The sequence below is a fragment of the Algoriphagus sp. AK58 genome (assembly GCF_014324365.1).
In the GTDB taxonomy this organism is placed as follows: Bacteria; Bacteroidota; Bacteroidia; order Cytophagales; family Cyclobacteriaceae; genus Algoriphagus.
This window is the reverse complement of sequence record NZ_QEIG01000008.1, coordinates 702883-729151: the sequence shown is the minus strand read 5'-3', so window position 1 is coordinate 729151 and position 26269 is coordinate 702883. Positions and strand designations below refer to the sequence as shown.

Genomic DNA, 26269 nt, shown 5'->3' with positions numbered 1-26269 from the left:
TTAAATTTTCTGATTTCAGATTCTAGAAAAATCAAATTCTATAAAATTTTATAATGTAAAATCGGAAAAAGCTTAGAAATTATATCAAAAATGGCAAAAAAATCCCCTTTTGAAGGCTATTTCAATATTTTTTTCAGAATATAAATTTTTTTGATCTTTTGATTTTTGCCCTTTTTTCAAAATATTGTTTTGATAAAGTTAAAAAATGCACGTCATTGAGTTAATATTTGTTAATAAAGTCGGTTTGTGCCAAATAATAAGCTTTTGGAGCCATTGAAACGATTTTTTTACCGCTTTTGAAATTACTGGCAAATAAATTTTCTTTACGAATCAACTAAACTAAATACCTTATGAGAAAAGCTTTACTCTTTGTTGTTGCGCTTTTCACCATGGCCCTCAGTTATGAGGTGTCGGCGCAGCAACGGGTAATTACCGGCAAGGTAATTTCCGAGGAAGACGGTCTAGGGTTGCCAGGTGCAACGGTTCTCGTGAAAGGTACGACAGTGGGTACTACCACCGATTTGGATGGTAATTACTCCATTAGCGTACCGGCGGGATCCGATGTGCTGATTTTCTCTTTTGTGGGTCTGAAGACCATAGAAGAGGCAATCGGTAACCGGTCCGTAGTCAATGTCACCCTGACAACTGACGCTTCACAACTATCCGAAGTGGTAGTAACAGCGATCGGTATCGAAAGGGAGAAAAAAGCACTGGGTTACGCAGTAACTTCAGTGGACAACTCACAGCTGGAAAACCGTCCGGAAACTGACGTTGCTCGCGTATTGCAGGGCAAGGTTCCAGGTGTGAACATTACTTCAACCAACGGTATGTCTGGTTCCGGTACCAACATGGTTATCAGAGGTTATTCCTCGGCTACCGGTTCTAACCAGCCGCTGTTCGTTGTGGATGGTGTGCCTTTCAACACCTCTACTAACAGCCAAAACGACTTTACTGCCGGTGGTGCTACTACTTCTTCCCGTTTCTTGGATATCGATCCAAACAACATCGAGAGTATGTCCGTGTTGAAGGGTCTTTCTGCAACCGTACTTTACGGTGACCAAGGTAGAAACGGGGTAATCTTGATCACCACCAAGTCCGGTGCATCCAAGAGAAAAGCAGCTGAAGTAACCATCAACCAGTCAGTCTTTACCAATGAGGCAGCATCATTGCCGACGTATGGTCAGATCTATGGTAATGGTTTCCAGCAGGCTCCTGGATTCTTCTTCTCTAACTTCGGTCCGAGAATGGATCAGGGATTGACCATTGCACACCCGTATGCAACCTCTTCTGTTGCTTCCATCCGAAATTCATTCCCTCAGTTTTGGGTGAATGGTATTGTAGGTGGTACTCCAGTTCAGTATGAATACAAAGCTTACAAAGATCCTTCTGAAATATTCTTCAGAACAGGTTTGATTTCCAATACCTCCGTACAAGTGTCGGGAGGTTCAGACCGTACCGGATTTAATGCAAGCTTTGGATATACCGACGAAGAAGGCTTTGTGCCAGGTAACGAGCTTCAGAAGTACAACTTCGGATTGGGTATGAATTCAGCCATCACCGATAAGTTGTCTGTCAACTCGTCCTTTACCTTCGCTATCACCAACTTGCAGTCTCCTCCTGCCAACGCTTCCTATGGATCTGGTAGTGCTATCCCTTCTGTTTTTGGTCACGTACTGTTTACCCCACGATCCATCGATTTGGAAAATCTTCCATTTGAAAATCCCGTAGACAGAAGCTCAGTGTATTTCAGAGGTGGTAACGATATTACTAACCCTAACTGGTTGGTGAGATATTACAAGAATACATCTGATGTAAATCGTTTCTTCAACTCAACTTCGTTGAATTACGACTTCAACGATAACTTCTCCATGACCTACCGTTTAGGTTTGGATACTTATTCAGAGATTCAGGAAGTGATGTACAACAGAGGTGGTGCTACATCTGATTTGGCTACGAGAAATGGTTATTACAGAACAGTAAACATCAACAACACCATCTGGAATCAGGATTTGATCTTGAACTGGAAGAAGGATTTCTCTGAAAAAATCGGAATGAGTGCCCTGTTGGGAGCTAACTCCAGATATGACTCTTACGAGCAGTCAGGTATTGCTTCTCAAGGTCAGTTGGCTTTTGGATTGTTCAGACATTCTAACTTTAGAACTTCGGCAAGTTCCGACGCCTATTCTGGTGCTTCTCTTAACTACATTCAGGAAGAAAGAAGATATGGGGTATACACCAACATCACCTTGGATTATTCCGATTACTTGTTCTTGAACCTTTCGGCACGTAATGACTGGACTTCTACCGTAGAACAGGAAAACAGAAGCATCCTTTACCCAGGTGGTTCAGTTTCCTTCATTCCTACCACAGCATTTGATTGGAGGTCATCTACCTTGAATGACTTGAAAATTAGATTGGGTTATGGTACTTCAGCAGGTTATCCTCAGCCTTATAGAACCCGAAATGTATTGGTACAAAATGCACGTGCATTCGACCGAGATGGTACTGTGACTACGACTCACTCTGTATCTAACGTGTTGGGAAATCCAAACTTGAAGCCTGAGCTTCATGGCGAATTGGAGTTTGGTTTGGAAGGCGTAATGTTCAATAACAAATTGAGATTTGATCTCTCTTTGTATGAGAAAAACACCAGAGACCTGATCACTCAAGCTCCTATTGACCCATCAACAGGTTTTACTTCTACGGCTATCAACATCGGTAAGATCAGAACCCGTGGTGCTGAATTCCAGGCAACTGTAACTCCAGTATCAACTGCTTCCGGTTTTGAGTGGAATTCCACTTTGAACTGGGGTAAGTACAGAACTGAGGTGATTGAGTTGGGAGGCGGACTTGAAGAAGTAGTGGTTGCCGGCTTTACCGATCTAGGTAACTTTGCTATTCCTGGTCAGCCATTTAACGTGATCAAAGGTATTGGATTTGACCGTGCTCCTGATGGACAACCCATCATCCTTTCCAATGGTGTTCACAAGCCTACCAATGAACCCGTAGTTCTTGGTGATCCTAACCCTGCTTGGACTGGTTCTTGGATAAACAGCTTCACTTACAAAGGATTTACTCTCAGTGCTATGTTGGAATACAGACACAAGGGTGTAGTATTCTCCAACACGGTAACAGCTACTTTGGCCCGTGGTGTGACCAAAGACCCAGTAGCTGATAGAGAACTGACCTTTATCATGCCAGGTGTAAGACAAGATGGTACGAATGCCGATGGTACTCCAAGATATATTCCTAACGATTATCAAATCACTGCATCAGATTACTTCTTCTCTGGATATCAGGGTGCAACCGATGAGCCTAACGTATTCGATGGTTCCATGGTACGTTTGAGAGAAGTATCCTTGTCGTATGCCTTGCCAAATTCACTGATGTCTAAGACTCCTTTCAAGAGAGCTTCTTTGGCAATCAGCGGTACCAACTTGTGGTTCTTGGCTCTTAACTTCCCTCCAAACATGAACTTCGATGTTGACGTGTTGGGTACTGGGGTAGGAAACGGTCTAGGATTTGATTTCGTAACAGGACCTAGCTCTAAGAGATTGGGTGGAACGTTGACTCTTGCCTTCTAACCCCAAACAGAAATGACAATGAAAAAATTTATATATGGCTTGACGATGGCTGCCGGAATGGTATTAGCTACGTCTTGTGCTGATAAATTGGATGAACTGTTGGAAAACCCAAATGCAGTTAACGCGCAGACTGCATCTCCGGATTTCCTCTTAAACAGAATCCAATTGGATTACAAGGATTTGTGGTTCGGTGTTGCGGACCGTGGTGCGAGATTGACGCGTATTATCAACCAAGGTTCTGCCTTGTATGAAGCTGCCTATACTCCAGTTTCCACAAACGGTACTTGGTCAAATGCTTACGCTAATATCTTGGCTGATATTGACTTCCTTTTGCCTTTGGCTGAAAGTTCTAACTTCCAAAGACATATGGGAATTGCCAAGACTATTAAGGCGATGGTTTTGATGGACTTGGTAGACACTTATGGTGATGTGCCCTACTCTGAAGCCATTGATGCTGCCAACTTTAATCCTAAAGTGGATAATGGTCAGGCAGTATATGCTGCGGCATTAGCTCTTCTTGATGAAGCTGCAGCTCATTTCTCTGCTACTACTACCGCGGGTGCTCCTAATGATTACTATTATGGTGGTAACTACGGTCGTTGGGGAAGATTGGTGAATACCTTAAAGCTGAAGTATTATCTGAACACCAAGCTGGTTGATGCAGCTGCTTCTCGAACAGCCATCAATGCCTTGGTTTCTGGTAATGCTCTTTTGGGAACTGGCGATGATTTCGTGTTCAGATTTGGTACTACCAATGCTGACCCGGATTCCAGACATCCCAAGTTTGCAGGTCAGTACACCAACGGTGGTGGTGACTATCAGTCCACTGATTTCATGCATCATTTGACTGTAGAAAAAGGTTTTGACGATCCTCGTACTAAATACTACATCTATCGTCAGGTTTTGACCAATACGACCAGTGTTGACGAGCAGGAGTGTATATCTCAGATTGCTCCTCCTCACTATTTGGTAGGTAACTACCCTTATTGTAACCCTGCCGGTAACAGAGGTTTTTGGGGTAGAGATCACTTGGATCCAGACGGTATTCCACCAGATGGTTTGAAAAGAACTGCTTATGGTACTTTCCCATCCGGTGGACGTTTTGATAACAACTCCGGTCTCCCAGTGAATAACATCAACTTGGGTATGAGAGGTGCAGGTATTCACCCAATTATGTTGGCGGCTTATGTGGACTTTATGTTGGCTGAAGCAGTGTTGACGCTGGGTGTCACTGGTGATGCTAAGGCGTTGCTTCTTTCCGGTATCCGTAAGCATATGAACTATGTCAGAGCATTCGCTGTGGCAGGTGCTGAAGGAGCTACCATTACTACCTTTGAACCTAATACCGTATTTGAGCGAAACAGAGATAATTACATTGCATTCGTTGGTAATCAATATGACGCTCAAGTGAATAATGATACAAGAATGAATGTGGTTGGTAGGGAATATTGGTTGTCCTTGTTCGGGAACGGTATGGAAGCATACAACCTGTACAGAAGAACTGGTAAGCCTGTCAGACTTCAGCCTGCTTTGGAAGAAAATCCAGGTCCGTTTGTTAGATCATTCTTGTATCCAAACAACTACATCGTGACTAACACCAATGCGGTTCAGAAACAAAATCTTGCGGTACAAGTGTTCTGGGATAAAAATCCTGCTTCACCTTGGATTTATTAACCAATTAATTTAGAAAAAATGAAAATGCTAAGATATAGTTTCGGCTTGTTGGCGAGTGCGCTCATCTTTCTAAGCTCTTGTAGGGATTTTGTGGAACCTAACGTTCCATACAAGGATTTCGACACAGGTGCTTATTTGAGAACCATAGCACGTACGAGCACCTCGTTCAACTTCTTCAATTTGGCGAACTCTAAGTTTGCTCTGACTCTTGAGGCGGTTGACATTGAAGACGGTAAAACTGTGCAGACAGTGGAAATCCGTGTGCGTCACAGAAGGTTGATCCCAGGAGTCGGTTTGCGTTATACTCCACAGAATGATGTGTTGGTGAAGACCCTTCAGGCCTCTGATTTCAAGCCTAACTCGGATTCGCGATTCTTGAGAACTTCCTTTGAAGTTACAGCTGCTGAAGCAATTGCAGCGGTTGGGTTGACTCAAGCGCAAATCCAAGGGGGCGATGTGTTTGAATTTAGGCTGGTATTGAATGATAAGTTTGGAAGAACCTTCTCTTCCAACAATGTGACTACTAACGTAGCAGGTGCGCCATTCTACGCTTCACCATTCCAGTATCCAGTTTCTGTGGTATGTCCTTCTGATTTGGCAGGCACCTATCAGTTTGATGCTTTGGAAACCTTCTGTGGTAAAACTTTCTCCGGTAGTACTACTTGGACGGCAGTTGCGGCTTCTCCAGGTTCTTACACTGTATCTGACGGTACCTTTGGTGCTTGGCAGGCTTGCTATCCAGACACATGGGGTAGTGGCAATGTGAGAATCAATGACGCATGTAACAGATTGACCATGTCGGGAACTGACAAATACGGTGATAGTTATTCAATGACCGTGAAGAGTTCAACTCCTCAGGTACTGACTTTCGAGTGGGTAAATACCTATGGTGAATTTGGTACAGTGGCTGTTAAATCCAACGCGGGTAAGCCTTGGCCTAATTTGAGATAGTATCCGGAAGGATAATAATCATAAGTTTAAAGCAACGCCATTAGGCGTTGCTTTTTTCTTTTATATTGATTTTAAGCAGATATTTGTAAAAGCAAATAAGCGGTTTTTTATTAAGGGAATAACCTGTTAGCTTTGCTTTGCTTTCAAAAACTAACCATGGATAAATTCTCTTACATTGCTAACGCTCATGTGTCTTACATCGATGAGCTTTACGCATCTTACAAAAACGACCCTGCCTCAATAGACCCAAGCTGGAAAGAGTTTTTTGACGGTTTTGACTTTGCTTTGGCAAATTATGGTCAGGAAGAAAATGGGGCTGCTCCCGTTAAAGTTTCTTCACAAGCTGCGCCTAGTGGATCCTTAGCTACCCCAGGCACCATCATGGATATGGAGCAATTGCCTAAGGAGATAAAGGTTCGCGCCTTGATACATGCTCATCGTTCTAGAGCTCACCTCAGATCCAAAACCAACCCTGTTAGAGAAAGAAGAGATCGTAAAGCCTTGATCGATCCTGAAAATTTCGGATTGGGCCAGGATGATATGAATACGGTTTTTCAAGCCGGTAATGAGATTGGTATTGGCAATGCGAAGCTATCCGACATCCTTGCTGCCCTAAAGACCATCTATGAAGGCCCTATGGGCTTTGAGTATCTCTATATTAGGGATCCTGAAATGCTGGATTGGTTTAAGACCAAAGTTGAGAAAGAGGCGCTTGCTTTTAACCCATCCACTGAAGAAAAGAAAAGAATTCTTTTTAAGCTAAACCAAGCGGTAGTTTTTGAAAACTTTTTGCATACCAAATACCTTGGTCAAAAACGGTTCTCACTGGAAGGGGGAGAAAGTACGATCCCATTCCTGGATGCGGTAATCAATACGGCAGCGCTGAATGGAGTGGAAGAAGTGATGATCGGTATGGCTCACCGGGGCCGTCTAAATGTCTTGGCAAACATCATGGGGAAAACCTATGAGCAAATCTTCTCTGAATTTGAAGGTACAGCTAAGCCAGATTTGACCATGGGTGATGGTGACGTGAAGTACCACATGGGATATTCCTCTGATATCGTCACTCCTGACAATAATAAGGTTCACCTCAAACTTGCTCCTAACCCTTCTCACCTAGAGGCAGTGAATCCTGTGGTAGAAGGATTTGTAAGAGCGAAAATTGATCATGAGCATAAAGGTGATGCCAAGAAGGCCCTTCCTATTCTTATCCATGGCGACGCGGCTGTGGCAGGTCAGGGGATTGTGTATGAAGTGACCCAAATGGCAGGGCTGAAAGGATATAACACCGGAGGTACTATCCATTTTGTGATCAACAATCAAGTAGGCTTCACCACTGATTTTGACGATGCCCGTACATCTATTTACTGTACAGATGTTGCTAAAATCATCGATGCCCCAGTTATTCACGTCAATGGTGACAATGCGGAGGCGGTCGTATTTGCAGCTAAGCTAGCGGCAGAGTTCCGTCAGAAATTCAGCAAGGACATCTTTGTGGACATGGTGTGCTACAGAAGACACGGTCACAATGAATCTGACGAACCAAAGTTCACTCAACCCGAGCTCTATAACATCATTTCCAAGCATCCTAACCCAAGAGAAATCTACGTAAAGCGCCTGACAGAGCGTGGTGATTTTGATGCGAAAATCGCTGCACAGATGGATGAGGAGTTTAGGCAATTGCTTCAGGATCGTCTCAATATGGTCAAAGAAAAGCCACTTCCTTATCAGGCTACCAAGTTTGAAAGGGAATGGGGAAGCTTGAGAAGGTCTAAGCCTGAAGATTTTGAACAGTCTCCTGAGACATTTATATCACAGGATCAGATCGAAAAAGTCGCAGAGGCAATCACTTTTATTCCAAAAGGGTTCAAGCCTATCAAGCAGATCGAGGCTCAGATGAAGCAAAGAAAAGAGATGTTCTTTGAGACCAAAGAGCTGAACTGGGCTTCTGCGGAGTTGCTTGCTTATGGGTCTTTACTTTTGGAAGGTAAGACAGTCCGAATTACCGGTCAGGACGTGCAAAGAGGAACTTTCTCTCACAGACACGCTGTGATCCATGATGCAAACACCAATCAGCCTTTCAATTCTCTCCGTGAGATGAAAGACCGAAAGGGCCAATTCCATATCTACAACTCCCTGCTTTCTGAGTATGCTGTGTTGGGTTTTGAATATGGGTACGCCATGGCCAATCCTAACTCGTTGACCATTTGGGAAGGTCAGTTCGGCGACTTTGCCAATGGTGCGCAAACCATGATTGATCAGTTTATTTCCTCCGGAGAATCCAAGTGGCAGAAAATGAACGGCATCGTGATGCTGTTACCTCATGGCTACGAAGGTCAAGGACCGGAGCACTCCAACGCCCGTCCGGAGCGTTTCCTTCAGCTATCAGCCGAATACAATATGGTGGTGGCAAATATCACCGAGCCTTCCAACTTCTTCCATCTTTTGAGAAGACAATTGACTTGGGAATTCAGAAAGCCATGTGTGGTCATGTCTCCAAAATCACTCTTGAGACATCCTAAAGTGGTTTCTCCGATATCCGAGTTTACTTCAGGAAGATTCAGAGAGGTTTTACCGGATACTACGGTAGATGCAAAAGAGGTAAAGAGAGTCATCTTATGTACCGGTAAAGTGTACTATGATCTCGAGGAAGTGAGAGAAAGAGAGAAGATTAAAAATGTGGCGATTATCCGTGTTGAACAACTTCACCCACTTCCAAAAAATCAGATTTTGGAGGCTCTCAAACAGTACAAAGGTGCTGAAGTCGTGTGGGTACAGGAAGAACCGGAGAATATGGGTTATTGGAATTATCTGTTGAGACTGTTATACAAGGATCTTTCTATGAGTGTTATCGCAAGAAAACCTAGTGCTTCTCCAGCCACCGGATACAATAAAGTACACGTAGAAGAACAAAAAACTATTGTTTCTCAGGCGTTGAAACTTTAATCTTATATTGCTCCGGGTGAATACTCGGAGTAGTTTTTGAAAAATTCAGTATCAAAACATCCTTCCAAAATAACCCGAAGGGAAAAAATAGATAACCATGAGCAAAGAAATGAGAGTACCTACAGTAGGAGAGTCTATCTCTGAAGTGACTGTAGGACAATGGTTTAAAAAAGACGGAGATCTCGTTCAGCTGGATGAAGTACTCTGCGAATTGGAATCCGATAAAGCGACATTCGAATTTCCTGCCGAGGCAAGCGGAATATTGAGAATTAAGGCGCAAGCAGGCGATACCGTCGAAATCGGTGGCCTGATCTGTGTGATCGAAGAATCTGCAGAAGCTCCTGCCCCATCTGCCAAGCCCAACGCACAAGCATCTCAGCCAGCAGCTACTGGAGGGGTAAAAGAAATGATAGTCCCTACTGTTGGTGAATCGATCACAGAAGTGACCTTGGCCAATTGGATCAAAAAGGATGGTGACTTTGTAACGCTTGATGAAATCATCGCAGAAGTGGATTCAGACAAGGCTACTTTTGAACTTCCGGCAGAAGCAACCGGCATCCTTAGGCATGTGGCCAAGGAAGGCGATGTGTTGGAGATTGGCGGACTGATATGCAGAATTGAAGTCACGGAGGGTGGGGCTACACAAGCACCAGTTTCTGCACCGGCTGCAGTAGCATCTGCGCCATCTAGCGCTTCAACCTATGCATCAGGACATGCTTCTCCTGCTGCCTCCAAAATTTTAGCCGAAAAAGGAATTCAACCTGGCGCTGTTTCAGGAACCGGAAAAGACGGTAGAATCACAAAAGAAGACGCTATGAGTGCTCAAAAGCCAGCCCCGGCACCTGCTCCTGCTCCAGTTGCTGCAAAGCCTGCTGAAGCTGCTCCTGCTCCAAGTATTCCAGGGTCGAGAAACGTTAGAAGAGAGAAAATGTCTTCTTTGAGAAAAACGGTTTCCCGACGATTGGTAGCTGTGAAAAATGAAACAGCCATGCTCACCACCTTCAATGAAGTGAACATGAAGCCAATCATGGATTTGAGAGCCAAATTCAAAGACCAATTTAAAGAGAAGCATGGAGTGGGATTGGGCTTTATGTCCTTCTTTACTAAGGCGGTTTGTGTAGCCTTGAAAGAATGGCCTGCTGTCAATGCCATGATCGATGGAAACGAAATCGTATTTCATGATTTCTGCGATATTTCAGTAGCTGTATCTGCTCCAAAAGGTTTGGTTGTTCCTGTGATCCGAAATGCCGAATCCATGTCATTTGATCAAATCGAAAAGGAAATCGTAAGACTGGCTGGCAAGGCAAGAGACAACAAGCTTTCGATCGAAGAGATGACTGGAGGTACATTTACCATCACCAATGGCGGGGTTTTTGGATCCATGATGTCCACTCCGATCATCAATGCTCCTCAGTCTGCTATCCTTGGAATGCATAACATCGTAGAGCGTCCAATTGCGGAGAATGGTCAGGTAGTCATCCGTCCGATGATGTACATTGCGCTTTCTTATGACCATAGAATCATCGATGGAAGAGAATCCGTGAGCTTCTTGGTCCGTGTAAAGCAGCTGCTTGAGGATCCAACACGTCTGTTGTTTGGCGTATAAATAAGTTCGATTTAAGAATTACGATTTACGAGGGGCTGGGTAGAACCGGTCCCTTTTTTAACAAATTTGGCCCAAGTCTTTTGTCTTGCGTCTAGCTTCTAAAATCTAAAAACATGTACGACGTCATAGTAATCGGTTCTGGTCCAGGTGGGTATGTGGCAGCTATCCGCGCTGCTCAACTCGGGATGAAAACCGCGATCATTGAAAAATATTCAACCCTTGGGGGAACTTGTCTCAATGTGGGCTGTATCCCTTCAAAGGCTCTTTTGGATTCTTCTGAGCACTATCACAATGCTGCTCACACTTTCAAAACCCACGGGATCAATTTGAGCGATTTGAAAGTGGATTTACCACAAATGATTGCCCGAAAAGATGATGTAGTGAAGCAAAACGTGGACGGAATTCAGTTTTTGATGAAAAAGAACAAAATCGATGTGCACCATGGATTGGGTTCTTTTGTGGATGCCCATACGGTGAAAGTGACCAAGGAAGACGGCTCTACCACAGATATTCAAGGTAAAAACATCATCATCGCTACAGGTTCCAAGCCGGCTTCTTTGCCGTTTATCAAACTGGATAAGCAGAGAGTAATTACCTCTACCGAAGCCCTGAAAATGAAAGAAATTCCAAAACACCTCATCGTTATTGGCGGCGGTGTAATCGGAATGGAGTTGGGATCGGTTTATGGTCGATTAGGAGCTAAAGTTTCAGTGGTGGAATTTATGGATTCCATCATCCCGACCATGGACAAGACTATGGGCAAAGAGCTTCAGAAATCCTTGAAGAAGCTGGGTTTTGAGTTTTACCTCAAGCACAAGGTTACCGCAGTAGAAAATCTTGGAGAAGAAGTAGTTGTAAAAGCAGACAATGGAAAAGGTGAAGTAGTAGAAATTAAAGGTGACTATGTCTTGGTTTCTATTGGCCGTAAGCCATATACAGATGGCCTTAATGCAGAAGCTGCTGGCGTGAAGATCACAGAGAGAGGTCAGATCGAAGTCAATGACCATCTGCAAACATCTGTTTCTCATATCTATGCAATTGGTGACGTGGTCAAAGGTGCCATGTTGGCTCACAAAGCAGAGGAAGAAGGAGTTTTCGTGGCTGAAACTATTGCAGGACAAAAACCACATATCAATTACCTGCTCATTCCTGGAGTGGTTTACACTTGGCCCGAAGTCGCTGCAGTAGGTTATACCGAAGAGCAACTGAAGGAGCAAGGCAGAAAATATAAAGCTGGTAAATTTCCATTCTTGGCTTCCGGCCGTGCTCGTGCATCCATGGATACCGATGGGTTGGTGAAAGTATTGGCTGATGCGGAGACGGATGAAATTCTTGGAGTTCACATGATCGGTCCTCGTACCGCTGACATGATTGCTGAAGCAGTAGTGGCTATGGAATTCCGAGCTTCTGCTGAAGATATCGCGAGAATGTCCCATGCCCACCCAACCTATACGGAGGCGTTTAAGGAAGCCTGCCTGGCAGCTACCGATAATCGTGCCCTGCACGTTTAATCAAATCTTTTGGATAAAAATCAGAAAGCCATTCTCACCGAGAGAATGGCTTTTCTTTTTCTTTGAAAAATAGCTTAATTCCCTTATGAAGTTAAAAATTGCCATCTTGGGTGCCGGAAATGTAGCTTGGCACCTAGCCCCAGCCTTGGAAGACGCGGGGCATGAGATCACGGAAGTTTATTCCAGAGATATACAAAAGGCCATGGAAATAACAGAAAGGGTCTATGCGGCAGAACCAAAAGACGACTTGGACTTTTCTGAAAGTAAAGCCCAGGTTTTTATTTTGGCAGTCAAAGATTCGGCAATTTCTGAGTTGGCGGATCAGGTGATTTTGCCGGAGGAGAGTATTTTGGTACACACCTCAGGAGCAATGCCATTGGATATTTTAGGGTATAGCTCTGCCAGTTATACAGGAATTCTTTATCCGCTTCAATCTTTTACTAAAGGCAAAAAAATGGATATGGATGAGGTGCCTTTTCTGGTGGAGGCAGAGGATGAAGAAACCTTTCAAAAGCTAAAGAAACTCGCCAAAAGCATTTCTCCGCTGGTTTATCAGGTTCGTTCCAAGGATCGAAAGGCCGTTCATGTAGCGGCTGTGTTTGCCAGTAACTTCACCAATCACATGATCCGGATTGCTGAGGAAATCATGAAGAGGCAAGGTCTTGATTTCGAAATGCTCAAACCCCTGATTATCGAGACGATCTCCAAGAGTCTTCAAATAGGAGCAAAAAAGGCCCAAACCGGGCCTGCTATTCGTGAGGATTACGAGACTCTTGAGGAGCATCATCGATTTTTGGCATACAATGACCAACTCGCTGAGATCTATCGCCTGATTTCTCAGGATATTATTGACAGTTAATGATCCCAAGAACCGAATTTTCCGGCTTGGTAATCCTGATAAGCTTCGTAAATCTGTTGTTGGGTATTCATCACAAAAGGACCTTGTGCTACCATCGGTTCATTGAAAGGCCTGGCGTGTCCTAGGATTAAGATGGTATTTTCTGAAGCTTCCACTTTGATTTTTTCTCCGGTATTGGTGAATTCTACCAGGTTTCGGAATAGGATTTCCTCTCCGTTTACCTTTAGTTCTCCTCTGACGATATAGAAAAAAATATTCTCTTCGGAAGGGATTTCCTTTTCAAACTTTCCGCCTTTTTTCAAGTGTATCGTGCTCATGGTCAATGGAAAAGATCCTTCAAACGCACCTTTGACGCCATTCCATTCTCCAAAAAGTTGTTGAACTTCAATTTTTCCTCCATCCATTTCAAACGCCGGAATCTCCTCTTTTTGCAATCCTATATAGTTTGGAGTGATCATTTTTTTGGCAGCGGGCAGATTTAACCAAAGTTGCAGAATTTCCAAGTCTCCGCCTTTTCTCTTGAATTCACTGCTAGATACTTCTGCATGGATTAATCCACTGCCTGCAGTCATATACTGTACTCCGCCTGGACCGATTACCGATTCGTGGCCGGAAGAGTCCTTGTGCATAATGTCTCCTTCCAAGATGAAAGTCACCGTTTCCATTCCTCGGTGTGGATGGGGACCAAAGGGAAGGCCTTGATTTCGTTCTGGATAGGTTTGGAAGCCGTGATGGTTGAGGAATATAAACGGATCGATCTGCTGGAGGGATCGGGTGGGCATGGGGCTATAGGTGACCAAATCCGCAATGGGGCGGTATTCGGCTTTATGGATTCGTTTAATTGTTCGCATAACTCAAATTATTTGTATATACATTAAATACAAATTCAGTCAAAAAAGTTTACAGAGAAGTAGTTTTTTACTTCAGTCGTTTATCCAGTTCTAGAATTGTCTGTAGCAGAACATTTGCTCCATTGGCGATATCTTCCTTGGTTGAAAATTCCTCCGGGGCATGGCTGATTCCGTCTTTGCTTGGGATAAAAATCATCCCCATCGGGGCGATTCGAGCCATTTCTTGGGCGTCATGTCCGGCTCCGCTAGGTAGGCTTTTGGTTGAAAGCCCCAGTTTATCCGCTTGATTTTTTATGATTCCTCGGATCATAGGGTCAGCTAAAGCGGGTTTACTGGCTACTTCAATATGTTTTACCTCCAGTTCTGTCCCACTCTTTTCCGCCAGTTCTTTGGCCTTACTTTCTATTTCTTTGTAGATTTTCCAGATTTTTTCTGAAGAAAGATCCCGGATTTCAAGGTTTAGTTTGACTTCGCCAGGAATGACGTTTCCAGCTCCAGGGAAAGCTTGAATTTTCCCTACCGTTCCTACCTGTCTTCCGTCATAGGAATTTACAATTCGATTGACCTCCAAGACCAATTCCGCAGCGGGCAGCATGGGATCTTTTCGCAGATTCATGGGTGTAGTTCCGGCATGATTGGCTTTCCCCTTAAAAGTAATTTCCCACCACTCGATAGCTACAATACCTTCGACCACACCGATATCCAATTTTTCATTGTAGAGATTTCCGCCCTGCTCGATATGAAGTTCAAGGAAAGCAGCTATGTCTCCGGGATTTCTTTTCATTTCAGCAATCCTCTCCGGATTTCCTCCCAGCAATTTGATTCCTTCGGCTTGAGTTACTCCGGCATTGCTCATCACTTGAAGTGCTTCTTGGGTTAAAGCCCCTACGATGGCCCTACTTCCTACCACTCCCCCTTCTTCATTGGTAAAAATGATCACTTCCAGAGGATGGTTGGTGATGTAACCATGCTCAGATAAGGATCGAATAACTTCAATTGCTCCCAATGAACCTACTGGACCATCATAATCTCCGCCATTTGGGACTTCATCTATATGGGACCCAAAAGAAATAGGCTTTAGGGAAGGATTTTTTCCAGCTTTTCTCCCGATAATGTTCCCTGCAAAATCAACGGAAATCTCTAGTCCTGCCTTCTCCATTAATTCTTTGATGTATTTCCTTGCCTCTATGTCGTGTTTGGAGAAAGCCACTCGGTCCGATCCTCCTTTTTCATTTTTTCCGTAGGTGGCCAAAGTTAAAAGAGTCTCATGAAGTCGGTCACCGTTAATTTTTATATCCTGGGCAGGTAGAATAAAGACGTGGAGAAGAAGAAAAGCAGGTAATAGGAAGTTTTTCATTTGGCAAACATGGAGTTGATCGTCTGTTGGTAATCAAAAAAGTCCTTCCGTATGGGAAGGACTTAGAAAGTTTCATTTCAACCAGGCAAGTTTGACCTCGTCAGGGGCTTTCATGCGGTCAGCCAGTCGCATATAGCGATCTGCCAGGTTAGAGAGGTACTCCTGAGCTTTGGCTGCCATAGAGTCCAATCCGGTGAGAGTTTCAATTTTCCAAAACTCCACCAAATGCTCAATTATTCTGGCATAATCCCAACCGGTGTAAATCCCGACTTTCTGGGTGATTTCTGAAAAGTCCTTGTAAAGGTTTGGTCTGCTTCCACCTTCACCCATGAGCACGGCAGGCATGACTATTTGTTTTCGCATCATTTTTTCAAATGCCGTAATTGCACCATTAGGATCTATTTCGAAAATTCTGGCCATAAAGCTTTTATAGGCCTTTTCGTGTCTGGCTTCGTCTCCTGCGATGGTTTTGCAGATTTTTGAAAGCACGTGATCGCCTGCTTTGTCAGCCAGTTTGCCAGTATTGACGTGGGAAATTTTAGTGGCTCTTTCTTGGAAAGAGGTATAAATCATCGCCTGATAAGGATCTGATTCGGATTTTGGATCAAATCCATTGGAAATCAGTCGATGAATCGTTTGTTCTACTGCACGCATGTCCACGCGACCCGTTAGGTAAAGGTATTTGTTCAATAGGTCACCATGGCGGTTTTCTTCTGCTGTCCACGCTTTTGACCAACGAACCCATCCCGAAGGGGAAAGAAGGCTTCGCTCTTCATTGATTCCTTCCAAAAGGTTGAAATAGGTTTGGTAGGATGGTAAGGCCTCTTCGGTTATCATATTGCCCACCAATGAAGTCAAAACGGTATCGGGAATACCTTCCGCTCTTTGTTGAAGGAGTTTAATGTCTTCCAACGCCTCAGGATTGGAAAGGTCTGGTAAAAAATCAGAAGGCTGCCAACAATCGTCTGGATCTACCAGCACATTGTCTACGGCATGACCAACTAGATCATCCAACTGGGAGATGACCTCCATGTTTTTTTCTAATTCGTAATTGATTTCGCCTGATTTCATTAGGGTACTGATTTATCCAAGGTTTAAACTCTTGGATGGTTGATTGTTTAATATCTGGAAAGGTACGGACAAATCCGCGGATATGTGATAGAAAAACTCTAATTCACATGTGACTTTCCATGAGTGGTGTGATTGATCGAAACAAATAAGCCTCCCGAAGGAGGCTCTGAGTAACAGTTGTTTTTAGTAATCTAGCTTGTAGGCGGCCACCTTGTTTTTAAAGAAGGTGGGAACGTATACGATTTTCTCGGCAGCATTGTATCCGATGTCGGCGGTGTTGGATTCTGCTGATTTAGTGTCCAGCATCAGAGTTTGGGTAGAATCGTTAGCAAAATAGATCTCACCCTGCCATCTTGAAGCAATAAAGTTACCGTCACCTAAAATGACCAAACCATCACCGCCTGTGATAGTGGAGTTGATTATTTCTGTTCCTCCATCCCAGTTCCATTTTTTCAATCCGGATCCATCTAACCCATAAACGGTGCCGTCATCAGCAATCGCGATTCCATTGATGCTGGTGTTGCCTTCAGAAATTGTGGAAATCTTTCCTTCTGCATAGACATGGACTTTACCTGTATTCATATCTGTAAAATACACCGTACCCTCATGTGCAGCTACATCATTTAGAAACTGTGCTCCCTCCACTTTCCATTTGTTGGAAACTTTTGCAGTGGCAATGTCGATTTCTACCAGTTCATCGATATCGGTGACATAAAGCTTTCCGTTGGAGATAGCCATTCCTTTTGGAGCGTTCAAGCCGGTTACCCAAGCTGGATTAAGGATTTTTCCCTCTTTTGAGATAATTGCAATTGATCCTTTTCCATCCTTTTGAAGTGGATCTTGGCCTTCGATATTGGACACATAGAGGGTGCCTGTAGCGTCATCAAACAGAACAGATTCGTTGGTCATCAAAGAGTCGGACGTCTCCCAAAGCAATGTTAAAGTTGGGGTTTTTACTTCCACGACTTCTTCTACGACCTCCTCGGTCTTTTGAGGTCCGCAGTTGGTAAAAAGAAAGGTGGCCGAGATCCCAAAAAGGGAATACTTGAGTAGATTTTTCATAGTTGATAAAGGAATTGTTTTGGTTTATAATCTGACATTAAAGTTGGTTATTTTTCCTTTCCAAATAAAATCTGTTTTTTGAGGAATTGTTTACCGAAAACAGGCTTATCATTTTTTTTAACAGGTGCTTTCCATTAAAAATTTTGTCGATTGATATTTTTGAGTTTAGGGACTCCATTTGCCATTGATGGATTTTTGCGAATCAAATCCGAAATAGACCTTAACTTAAGCCAAATAAAATTTAGCCCATTTCATGAAGAAACTCCTTTTTGCCTCAGTACCTGTTTGGTTGTTTTTAGCTTGTGCTGCTCCAGAAGCTGCCGTGGATTACACTCAAATGTCCGATGAAGAACGCCTTAAAGCAGCCATAGAAATCGCCCAGTCCACCATCATGGTCGATGGTCACGTGGATCTGCCATATCGGATGAAAGTCGGAGGATTTACGCTTCAACGGGAGATTTTGGATGTCTCTGTCAGGACACCGGATGGTAATTTTGATTATCCCCGATCCAAAGAAGGTGGACTGGATGCTCCTTTTATGTCCATTTACATTCCTGCCGGCAATCAGGCAATTCCCGGTGCATCCAAAGCTTTGGCTGATTCTTTGATTTTAATGACTGAACGATTGGCAAGTACTTTTCCAGATAAGTTTGCGATGGCTTACAGCCCGGCGGATATTGAGGCCAACTTTGCTAAAGGTTTGATTTCTCTCCCAATGGGAATGGAAAACGGGGCGGGGATCGAGGATGATTTGGCCAATGTGGAATATTTCTACAAAAGAGGAATACGATACATCACGCTTACTCATGGCAAGGACAACCTCATCGGGGATGCAAGCTATGATACCACGGCTACTCATGGAGGATTAAGTGAATTTGGAGAAAAAGTGGTGGCTGAAATGAATCGGGTGGGCATTATGGTTGATTTGAGCCACGTTTCGGACAATACCTTCCGTGATGCTTTGGCGATTACCAAAGTTCCGGTCATAGCTTCTCATTCCTCTGTCCGAAAATTCACTCCGGGTTTTGAACGAAATATGAGCGATGAACTGATTCAGGCAATGGCCAAAAACGGGGGAGTCATGATGATCAATTTCGGAGGATCTTTTATTGATTCAGCGTATGCTGCGGGTTCTGCCAAAGTCCGGGAACACATCGTGAATTGGTTAGCCGAAAACAATCTTTCCCGGACTGATTCAGCTGCACAGGCCTATATCAAAGATTATTCTGAGAAAAACAATCCCTTTCCAACCGTTCAACGAGTGGCTGACCACTTTGACCATGTAGTCAAATTGGTTGGGATCGATTATGTGGGGCTGGGGTCGGACTTCGACGGGGTAGGGGATTCCCTTCCTACAGGCTTGAAAGACGTTTCAATGTTTCCAAACCTAATCGCAGAATTGCTAAAGAGGGGTTATTCTCGAGAAGATATTGAGAAGATCTGTTACAAAAATGTATTCCGAGTCTGGAAAGCCGTGGAGGACTTTGCTGCATCAAATTAAGTTGAAACAGAATAGTCCGGTTTGATTTAAATCGGGCTATTCTGATTTTTTGAGCCGAAGAAAAATTTTCTAAACAGACTTTTGTCATGTTTTTACTTGAATAGATTTCCGAGTTTTCTCAAAACTTTTAAAATCTATCACAAACAAAAGCTGACTTATGAAAATCTATTTAACACTGATTGGGATGTTCCTTTTCCTGTATCAAGTTCAAGCGCAACAAGAGTTAAGTATTTTTAAGCAGGGTGTCCAAGGATGCTACTCAGATTACTACATTGAGTTCCATAACCGAGGTGCTGCTCAACCCAAAGATGGAGAATATGAGGTAGTCATCTCCGTTCTGTACAACAACCAGAGTGAGTGTTATATGGGGAAAGTTACAGTCACAGGAGGTAAACTTACCCAGCCGGTATATATTCAAAAAACGGATGGGTCCTTCTCTACATTGAAAAGAATGTTTAATGACTTTGATCAGGCTTGGCTTGCCCAGCAGGATCCGAAAACTGTTTTTGAAGTCACCGATGGAATGAGTGCATTGTTTGTTTCTCAGGAGCAATATCGTGTGAGAATCTTTTTCCCCTCTCTCATCAATACCAATTCAATTCAAAACAAAAAGGCGCCTCCGGCCAGTGAGTGGATTAAAAAAGGAAATTGAAGAAGACCCCGTCATTTGACGGGGTTGTTTTTTGTCTTTTTTCAAGCTTATGCCTGACAGATTTTCCTTTTTTCCAAGTTTTTTTCCGGTGATTCGGCCATTCTGGCTGAAAATTCAACTTGGAGTTTAATTTGTTCAAAGAGGAAAAGAAGAAAAATGAAAGCCCTTAATCGCGGAGCATAGATGAGGAAGTGCTTCTCTTTTCTGATCATTTAACCACTAACTAACCAACTATCTATGGACTTCAAGCAGTTCACTGTCAAATCTCAAGAAGCCATCCAAAAAGCTGCTGAGCTTGCCATGAGTGCAGGCCAACCTAACATTGAGACGGCTCACTTGCTCAAAGGTATTTTCGCTGAAGATGAAAATGTAACCGACTTTATCTTCAAGAAACTCGGAGCAAACAAGCAGTTGATCGAGCAAAAGTTGGATGAACAACTTGCCAAGTTTCCGAAAGTAAGTGGGGCCAATCAGCAGCCTTACCTCTCGGGAGCTACCAATCAAGCTTTGACAAAAGCTAAAGATTACCTCAAGACTTTTGGGGATGAATACGTCGCCATTGAGCATTTGCTCTTGGGGATTTTAGCTGGCAGTGATTCGATTGCCCAGCTGTTGAAAGATCAGCGATTGGCCGAGAAGCCACTGATCGAAGCTATCAAGGAACTAAGAAAAGGAAATAAAGTGACTGATCCCAACGCAGAAAGCAAGTACAGGGCTTTGGAAAAGTATTCCAAAAACCTGAACGACTTGGCCAAAAAGGGTAAAATCGACCCGGTCATCGGCCGTGATGAAGAAATCAGACGGGTGCTACAGATCCTCGCCAGGCGTACCAAAAACAATCCTATTCTCCTTGGAGAACCGGGAGTGGGTAAAACTGCCATTGTCGAAGGCTTGGCACAGCGCATCGTCTCCGGTGACGTGCCGGAAAACTTAAAGTCAAAAACTTTGATTTCCCTGGATATGGGCTTGCTCGTGGCAGGCGCCAAGTACAAGGGGGAGTTTGAGGAGCGATTGAAAGCCGTAATCAAGGAAGTGACGGATTCGGATGGGGAGATCATCCTCTTTATCGATGAGATTCACACCTTGATCGGCGCCGGAGGTGGAGGAGAAGGGGCTATGGATGCGGCTAATTTGCTGAAGCCTGCTTTGGCCAGAGGTGAACTCCATGCTATAGGTGCGACTACGCTGAAGGAATACCAAAAATACATTGAGAAGGATAAGGCGCTTGAGCGTCGATTCCAGGCGGTTATTGTGGACGAACCTGATGCTGCCGATGCGATTTCCATCCTTCGGGGAATCAAGGACAAATACGAGCTCCACCATGGCGTGCGGATCAAGGACGATGCGGTCATTGCGGCTGTTGAGCTTTCGCAGCGGTACATTTCTGACCGCTTTTTGCCGGATAAGGCCATTGACTTGATGGATGAGGCAGCCGCCAAACTGAGAATGGAGATCGACTCTCTTCCTCAGGAACTAGACGAGCTGAATCGTAGAATCATGCAGCTCGAGATCGAACGGGAAGCGATTCGCAGAGAAAATAACAAAGACAAGGAAGCGATTCTGAGCAAAGAGATTGCAGAATTGGGTGAAAAAAGACAGTCCGTCAAAGCCAAATGGGAAAGCGAAAAAGCGGTGATCATGGGCATTCAGCGGGAAAAAGAAGCCATCGAAAAGCTGAAACTTGAAGCTGAACAGGCAGAACGTGCAGGCGACTTTGGGAAAGTAGCTGAGATCCGATATGGAAAAATCGGGGAATCTGAGAAGAAGCTGGAATCCTTCAAATCCCAGTTGGCAGAAATGCAGGCTGGTTCGCCGCTTCTCAAAGAGGAAGTGGACAATGAAGACATCGCTGCAGTAGTCTCCAAGTGGACAGGTATTCCGGTCATCAAGATGATCCAATCCGAGCGGGAAAAATTGCTGCATCTCGAAGATGAGTTGGGCCGAAGAGTAGCGGGTCAACGGGAAGCGATTGCCGCACTTTCGGATGCGGTGAGACGAAGCCGTGCTGGACTACAGGATCCCAAGCGTCCTATCGGAAGCTTTATCTTCATGGGTACTACCGGTGTGGGTAAAACCGAATTGGCTAAAGCCCTTGCCGAATACCTCTTCAATGACGATAACGCCATGGTACGGATCGATATGTCCGAGTACCAAGAGCGACACTCCGTCAGCCGATTGGTGGGAGCGCCTCCCGGTTACGTGGGATATGATGAAGGTGGTCAGTTGACCGAGGCCGTGAGAAGAAAGCCATATTCAGTGATCCTTTTGGATGAAATTGAAAAGGCTCACCCTGACGTGTTCAACATTCTTCTTCAAGTCTTGGATGATGGTCGTTTGACTGATAACAAAGGCCGAATTGCCAACTTCAAGAATACTATCATCATATTGACTACCAATATCGGTTCGCACCTGATTCAGGAGCGATTTGCCGAGATGGAAGAGTGGAATAAGGAGGAGATTTTGGAAAAGACCAAAGCAGAAGTATTTGAGTTGCTCAAAAAATCAGTCCGTCCAGAATTCCTGAACCGTATCGACGAAACAATCATGTTTGAGCCGCTGAATAAGCAGGTGATTCGCAAGATCGTGGATATTCAATGGAGAGAAATTCAGAAGCGTCTTTCTGAATCCAACATTGAGATTGAAGCAACCACAGAAGTTTTGGATTACTTGGGCGAAGTGGGCTTTGATCCAAACTTCGGTGCCAGACCGCTGAAGCGAACCATGCAGCGGTTGATCTTGAATGAACTTTCCAAGCAGATCTTGGCAGGCTATATCAAAAATGATTCAGCTGTTTTGGTAGACTTGGATGCTGAAAAGCAGGTTTATTTCAAGAATATTGATGCGACGGTGGAGGTTTAAAAGTTTGAAGGTTGATTGATAATTGAGCCCTCGAGTTAATTCTCGGGGGCTTTTTAGTTTTAGAAAATGAAACAATATTTTTTTTCAAGACCCAGACAACCCTTCTTATTCTTTAGTCATTTATTAGATTGAAGAGGCTTTTAACGAAATCATTTTTGGACGAACAACTTATATATCAGGCAAAAAAAGGGAGTCAAAAGGCGCAGCGGGCGATTTTTGACTTATTCGGGAAACGGATGTATGTACTTTGTCTGCGGTATGTAAGGGTTCAGGAGGACGCGGAGGAGCTGTTGAGTAATGGTTTCATCAAGGCATTTGAAAATTTATCTTCATTTGAAGTCCGGGGCCAATTTTCCTTTGAATCTTGGCTCAAGCGCATCCTGATCAACGAGTGCCTCATGTTTTTGCGAAAGCAAAACAGAGCGCCCATGATGGTGGAACCTGATGAGCTGATTCCTTCAGTTGAAGAAAACCCATTCGAAAAACTCAGCGCGGATGAGCTGTTTGAAGTGATTTTAAAGCTTCCCGAGGGATATAGAACCGTTTTCAATCTCTATGAAATCGAAGGTTTTTCTCATTCCGAAATAGCAGAAAAGCTGGGGATTTCGGTAGGAACCTCGAAATCTCAACTGAGCAAAGCCAAGGCTTATATCAAATCTCAATTATCAATAAGCGGAATACATCATGCGTCTTAATAAAGGGAAAAATATCGATAAAGAGGTCCATCTTCCAGCTGGTCTCGAGTTTCGGCAAGAAAAAGTCTGGTCCAAAATCGACAAGAAGAATTCCAAACGCATCTTTCTTCCATGGGTTCTTGGAGCAATTGCTACTGTGGCGGCTTGTTTGGCACTTATTCTTTGGATACCAAAAACCGAAGAGGTCAAAATTAATGACCGGAATTTAGTGACTGGTTTGACTAGAGTGCCTGCTGATCCTAAGTTGGATTTAAGCAGTTTGACACCTGCAAAACAAGAACTTCCCAAAGTGAAATCGAAAGTTTCTCCCAAAATAATAGAAGTCCTAGAAGTTGAACCTTCAGTTTTGGAAAAACCAGCGCCTCCATCTGTTATTGCTGAATCTACACCAAAGCTACCCGTTGAGCCTTTGAAGATTTTAAAACCGGAAGAAGTTACTTCCGCAAAATCCCTTAGTCCAGCTGCCCTTTTACTCAAAAGAAGTCTGACTAATACAAAAAATGAGATGATCGCCGATCAGATTTTGATTCAGGAAAAATTTAATCTAAAAAACGAACTAACCCTGTTAGGATTGGACAAATCAAGTGGCAATGCTACAGGATCCGTTTTTGAATCACTTAAAAAAAATAGCTATGCGAAGAATTAAGCAATTGATAGGGATGATTTGTCTGTTGTTTTGGGGAAACACAGGATTTGCTCAGGTCACTCCCGATGGGGTTCTCGTCCGAAAAGAAAAGGCGGAGAATAAATTTTTTGACAGATCCTATGATGAGGAGAATAATCGGCTCAGGCGGGTAAACGATACCTTAAATCTATTTGTCAATGAGCAGAAAAAAATCACCTATACAGCCTTAAATATTGCGACCCTTGCCGAGTTTGAAGGCTTCGAAAAAGAAATTGATGGTTTCTTTGAAATCTTCAATAGGCTAAACCTAGATCATCAAAACAAAGGATACATGATCCGATATAGACCCGGAACCAAGGAAATTATGATTTCGGAGCGTGCTGACGCCAAGTTGAAGTTTATAGATGGATTGTTGATTCCTGTTCAACGGCATGAGGTGGTTTTTACCTACATCAATAAAATGCTTGAAATCCGATTTTTTTTGGGAGAAATGGATGAACTACTTGTTTTGAAAGATGCTGGCATCACAGATCTTATCAATCAGCAAGGAAGGGAATTTGCCTGGTACGAAAATTATGAGGATAATATTTTCAACAAAGACCTGAAAATTAGTCCAACAGGAAGTCCTCAGGTAATCACTTATCGGAATATTGAGCGAACCAAAATAATTGGCTTTGACTATAGTTTAGGGGTTAATTTCTTGGGGAATCTTTTTCCAATCAATCAGGAGTTATCCGTAAATTTTTGGGTGAAAAGATACAACAAGTGGACTCAAGAAAAGAAGGGTTTTTTTATTTCAGGTGAAACCTACACCTTTCTCTCAAGGTCAGAAGAAGGGAGATTTATTGAGAACACAAACTTTTTTCTCAATGCCGGAATGCACCTTGGAACAATGAAAACACCGGTTAGGGCTTATTTCGGCAGGTATCTTTCCAAGAATACTATTCAGGGGTATTTTGAAAATAACAGGACGAAATTTGGGATAAGCGTTGTGGTCAATCCCTTGATCAGTTTAAAATCAGAAACCTTTATTGGGACAAAGAATGATCCTAGCCTTTGGTTGTTGGGAGTCAACCTGAATATTTTTTGACCTAATTTCGACAAAGGGAAATTTCAAATCGATTCTCTAAAAACAAAGTGACTGACGGAATTATTGCAAATTCGGTCAGCTAGTTGACTTAATTAATATTGATTCCCTTAGTCAGGTGGCGTAATTAACAATAATTGAGTCAGTTTTCACTTTGATGAACTCTATTACTTTACTGGAGTTAAGAGAGAAAATCTACCAGAAATGCTTTTTTTCCATTCAGACAATCCATCCGAAATTTGGCATTCCATCAAGCATGAACTCCATCGCGGAGCTTTGGATCCCAAGCATCCGTTTCGGTTTGTGAATTTGGGAACTAGGGGAAAAGGGTTTCCGCAGGTTCGCACGGTGGTTTTGCGGGAGGTGACGCAGAGTTTGGATTTTTTGGTCTTTACGGATTTCCGTTCTGAAAAAGTGAAAGAAATTCAGAATTCTCCCTTTGTGGCTCTTCAATTTTATCATCCCAAAAAAATGCTTCAAGTCCGAGTGGAGGCAATGGCAGAGGTTCATTTTCAGGATGAGTTAGCAGACCGCTATTGGAAAGGGATTCCTGAAGTTCGCAGGTCAGAATACACGGGAACACTTCCTCCTGGAAAGGTGATTTCTAGTCCGGATTCGGGCTGGGACTTGGGGAAAAAATCATTCTTCACCGTCCTAAAAATCAGCCCTCAACGAATCGAAGCCCTCCAACTGAGTAAAGAAGGTCATCTTCGAATCCAGTTTGAAAAAGCAAATGACTGGAAAGGTCAATGGTTGGTTCCTTGACCCTTTTGTAAGAAAAAAGCTCTGGATATCTCCAGAGCTTTCTAGATCAGACTTTCATGATGTCGGCTTCTTTTTTCACCAGAAGCTCATCGATTTTTGCGGAGTAGCTGTCCGTGAATTTTTGAACCTGTTCTTCGGCACGTTTGATCGCGTCTTCAGAAGCGCCCTCTTTTTGAAGTTTTCTCAGGGATTCATTGGTGTCTTTTCTGACAGAGCGGATAGAAATTTTGCCGGTTTCACATTCAGATTTTGCCTGCTTTACCAGCTGAACTCGGCGCTCCTCAGTTAAAGCAGGGATGGTAAGGATGATAATCTCTCCGTTGTTTTGAGGAGCAAGTCCCAAATCTGAATTGATGATGGCCTTTTCGATTTCAGAAATCAGATTTCGCTCAAACGGCTTGATGGCAAGCGTTCTAGCGTCCGGTGTAGTTACTGAAGAGACCTGATTCAATGGGGTGGGAGATCCATAATACTGGACATAAATACCATCCAGTAGGTTTGGCATAGCTTTACCGGCCCGGATTTTCACCAATTCTGCAGCAGTGTGGTCCACTGCTTTTTGCATCAGTTCTTTAGCTTCGTCTAAGAATAATTCGATTTCTTCCATGAGTAT

The 26269-nt window shown here is 43.5% G+C and carries 19 protein-coding genes; 14 read left to right on the top strand and 5 right to left on the bottom strand.

Annotated elements, in window-relative coordinates; genetic code table 11:
* Positions 1 to 350: 350 nt before the first annotated feature.
* The 7 genes from DDT91_RS09980 (at position 351) to DDT91_RS09950 (ending at position 13131) form a co-directional block, all read left to right on the top strand.
* Positions 351 to 3584 (top strand): SusC/RagA family TonB-linked outer membrane protein, encoded by a 3234-nt coding sequence (locus tag DDT91_RS09980; RefSeq protein ID WP_187176012.1) that lies wholly within the window; start codon positions 351 to 353, stop codon positions 3582 to 3584.
* 18 nt (positions 3585 to 3602) lie between these two features.
* Entirely contained in the window at positions 3603 to 5258 is a 1656-nt protein-coding gene (locus tag DDT91_RS09975; protein WP_187176011.1) for a SusD/RagB family nutrient-binding outer membrane lipoprotein, read from the top strand.
* Positions 5259 to 5276: 18 nt separating this feature from the next.
* Positions 5277 to 6209, top strand: coding sequence for a hypothetical protein (locus DDT91_RS09970; protein ID WP_187176010.1), 933 nt, complete (start codon positions 5277 to 5279; stop codon positions 6207 to 6209).
* 156 nt (positions 6210 to 6365) lie between these two features.
* Positions 6366 to 9155: a 2-oxoglutarate dehydrogenase E1 component gene (locus DDT91_RS09965; protein WP_187176009.1), complete on the top strand. Its 2790-nt coding sequence runs from the start codon at positions 6366 to 6368 to the stop codon at positions 9153 to 9155.
* Positions 9156 to 9252: 97 nt separating this feature from the next.
* Positions 9253 to 10761 carry a 2-oxoglutarate dehydrogenase complex dihydrolipoyllysine-residue succinyltransferase gene (gene odhB / locus DDT91_RS09960; protein ID WP_187176008.1) on the top strand — a complete coding sequence of 503 codons (1509 nt, stop codon included), beginning with the start codon at positions 9253 to 9255 and terminating at the stop codon, positions 10759 to 10761.
* 113 nt (positions 10762 to 10874) lie between these two features.
* Positions 10875 to 12272: a dihydrolipoyl dehydrogenase gene (lpdA, locus tag DDT91_RS09955; protein ID WP_187176007.1), complete on the top strand. Its 1398-nt coding sequence runs from the start codon at positions 10875 to 10877 to the stop codon at positions 12270 to 12272.
* 85 nt (positions 12273 to 12357) lie between these two features.
* Positions 12358 to 13131 (top strand): Rossmann-like and DUF2520 domain-containing protein, encoded by a 774-nt coding sequence (locus DDT91_RS09950; RefSeq protein WP_187176006.1) that lies wholly within the window; start codon positions 12358 to 12360, stop codon positions 13129 to 13131.
* On the opposite strand, the gene DDT91_RS09945 is transcribed toward DDT91_RS09950, so the two are convergent.
* The 4 genes from DDT91_RS09945 to DDT91_RS09930 form a co-directional block, all read right to left on the bottom strand.
* On the bottom strand, positions 13128 to 13982 hold the full coding sequence (locus tag DDT91_RS09945; protein WP_187176005.1) for a pirin family protein: 855 nt from the start codon (positions 13980 to 13982) through the stop codon (positions 13128 to 13130). The genes DDT91_RS09950 and DDT91_RS09945 overlap by 4 nt on opposite strands.
* Before the next feature lie 67 nt (positions 13983 to 14049).
* Positions 14050 to 15339, bottom strand: a complete 1290-nt coding sequence (locus DDT91_RS09940) for a Zn-dependent hydrolase (RefSeq protein ID WP_187176004.1) — start codon at positions 15337 to 15339, stop codon at positions 14050 to 14052.
* Between the two features lie 72 nt (positions 15340 to 15411).
* Positions 15412 to 16410: an acyl-ACP desaturase gene (locus DDT91_RS09935; RefSeq protein ID WP_187176003.1), complete on the bottom strand. Its 999-nt coding sequence runs from the start codon at positions 16408 to 16410 to the stop codon at positions 15412 to 15414.
* A gap of 183 nt (positions 16411 to 16593) precedes the next feature.
* Positions 16594 to 17472: an SMP-30/gluconolactonase/LRE family protein gene (locus DDT91_RS09930; RefSeq protein ID WP_187176002.1), complete on the bottom strand. Its 879-nt coding sequence runs from the start codon at positions 17470 to 17472 to the stop codon at positions 16594 to 16596.
* A 253-nt stretch (positions 17473 to 17725) separates the two neighbouring features.
* Between DDT91_RS09930 and DDT91_RS09925 the strand changes: the two genes are divergently transcribed.
* From DDT91_RS09925 to DDT91_RS09895, 7 genes are all read left to right on the top strand, one after another.
* Complete coding sequence (locus DDT91_RS09925) at positions 17726 to 18973, top strand: dipeptidase (RefSeq protein ID WP_187176001.1); 1248 nt, start codon at positions 17726 to 17728, stop codon at positions 18971 to 18973.
* 157 nt (positions 18974 to 19130) lie between these two features.
* Positions 19131 to 19625 carry a hypothetical protein gene (locus DDT91_RS09920; protein ID WP_187176000.1) on the top strand — a complete coding sequence of 165 codons (495 nt, stop codon included), beginning with the start codon at positions 19131 to 19133 and terminating at the stop codon, positions 19623 to 19625.
* A 237-nt stretch (positions 19626 to 19862) separates the two neighbouring features.
* Positions 19863 to 22484: an ATP-dependent chaperone ClpB gene (gene clpB, locus DDT91_RS09915; protein ID WP_187175999.1), complete on the top strand. Its 2622-nt coding sequence runs from the start codon at positions 19863 to 19865 to the stop codon at positions 22482 to 22484.
* Positions 22485 to 22639: 155 nt separating this feature from the next.
* Positions 22640 to 23179: an RNA polymerase sigma factor gene (locus DDT91_RS09910; protein ID WP_255502064.1), complete on the top strand. Its 540-nt coding sequence runs from the start codon at positions 22640 to 22642 to the stop codon at positions 23177 to 23179.
* Between the two features lie 148 nt (positions 23180 to 23327).
* A complete protein-coding gene (locus DDT91_RS09905; RefSeq protein WP_187175998.1) occupies positions 23328 to 23825 on the top strand; it encodes a hypothetical protein in 498 nt (165 codons plus the stop codon).
* Complete coding sequence (locus DDT91_RS09900) at positions 23812 to 24894, top strand: hypothetical protein (protein WP_187175997.1); 1083 nt, start codon at positions 23812 to 23814, stop codon at positions 24892 to 24894. Before DDT91_RS09905 ends, DDT91_RS09900 begins: the two co-directional genes overlap by 14 nt.
* A gap of 201 nt (positions 24895 to 25095) precedes the next feature.
* Entirely contained in the window at positions 25096 to 25656 is a 561-nt protein-coding gene (locus DDT91_RS09895) for a pyridoxamine 5'-phosphate oxidase family protein (protein ID WP_187175996.1), read from the top strand.
* Positions 25657 to 25702: 46 nt separating this feature from the next.
* Here the strand turns inward: DDT91_RS09895 and frr are convergent, their stop codons facing one another.
* Positions 25703 to 26263 (bottom strand): ribosome recycling factor, encoded by a 561-nt coding sequence (frr, locus tag DDT91_RS09890; protein ID WP_187175995.1) that lies wholly within the window; start codon positions 26261 to 26263, stop codon positions 25703 to 25705.
* Between the last annotated feature and the right edge of the window lie 6 nt (positions 26264 to 26269).

What these genes read in the sequence shown, in the direction of transcription:
- DDT91_RS09980 (WP_187176012.1), top strand. Translation starts at nt 351, where the DNA reads ATGAGAAAAGCTTTACTCTTTGTTGTTGCGCTTTTCACCATGGCCCTC.
- DDT91_RS09975 (WP_187176011.1), top strand. Translation starts at nt 3,603, where the DNA reads ATGAAAAAATTTATATATGGCTTGACGATGGCTGCCGGAATGGTATTA.
- DDT91_RS09970 (WP_187176010.1), top strand. Translation starts at nt 5,277, where the DNA reads ATGAAAATGCTAAGATATAGTTTCGGCTTGTTGGCGAGTGCGCTCATC.
- DDT91_RS09965 (WP_187176009.1), top strand. Translation starts at nt 6,366, where the DNA reads ATGGATAAATTCTCTTACATTGCTAACGCTCATGTGTCTTACATCGAT.
- odhB (WP_187176008.1), top strand. Translation starts at nt 9,253, where the DNA reads ATGAGCAAAGAAATGAGAGTACCTACAGTAGGAGAGTCTATCTCTGAA.
- lpdA (WP_187176007.1), top strand. Translation starts at nt 10,875, where the DNA reads ATGTACGACGTCATAGTAATCGGTTCTGGTCCAGGTGGGTATGTGGCA.
- DDT91_RS09950 (WP_187176006.1), top strand. Translation starts at nt 12,358, where the DNA reads ATGAAGTTAAAAATTGCCATCTTGGGTGCCGGAAATGTAGCTTGGCAC.
- DDT91_RS09945 (WP_187176005.1), bottom strand. Translation starts at nt 13,982, where the DNA reads ATGCGAACAATTAAACGAATCCATAAAGCCGAATACCGCCCCATTGCG.
- DDT91_RS09940 (WP_187176004.1), bottom strand. Translation starts at nt 15,339, where the DNA reads ATGAAAAACTTCCTATTACCTGCTTTTCTTCTTCTCCACGTCTTTATT.
- DDT91_RS09935 (WP_187176003.1), bottom strand. Translation starts at nt 16,410, where the DNA reads ATGAAATCAGGCGAAATCAATTACGAATTAGAAAAAAACATGGAGGTC.
- DDT91_RS09930 (WP_187176002.1), bottom strand. Translation starts at nt 17,472, where the DNA reads ATGAAAAATCTACTCAAGTATTCCCTTTTTGGGATCTCGGCCACCTTT.
- DDT91_RS09925 (WP_187176001.1), top strand. Translation starts at nt 17,726, where the DNA reads ATGAAGAAACTCCTTTTTGCCTCAGTACCTGTTTGGTTGTTTTTAGCT.
- DDT91_RS09920 (WP_187176000.1), top strand. Translation starts at nt 19,131, where the DNA reads ATGAAAATCTATTTAACACTGATTGGGATGTTCCTTTTCCTGTATCAA.
- clpB (WP_187175999.1), top strand. Translation starts at nt 19,863, where the DNA reads ATGGACTTCAAGCAGTTCACTGTCAAATCTCAAGAAGCCATCCAAAAA.
- DDT91_RS09900 (WP_187175997.1), top strand. Translation starts at nt 23,812, where the DNA reads ATGCGAAGAATTAAGCAATTGATAGGGATGATTTGTCTGTTGTTTTGG.
- DDT91_RS09895 (WP_187175996.1), top strand. Translation starts at nt 25,096, where the DNA reads ATGCTTTTTTTCCATTCAGACAATCCATCCGAAATTTGGCATTCCATC.
- frr (WP_187175995.1), bottom strand. Translation starts at nt 26,263, where the DNA reads ATGGAAGAAATCGAATTATTCTTAGACGAAGCTAAAGAACTGATGCAA.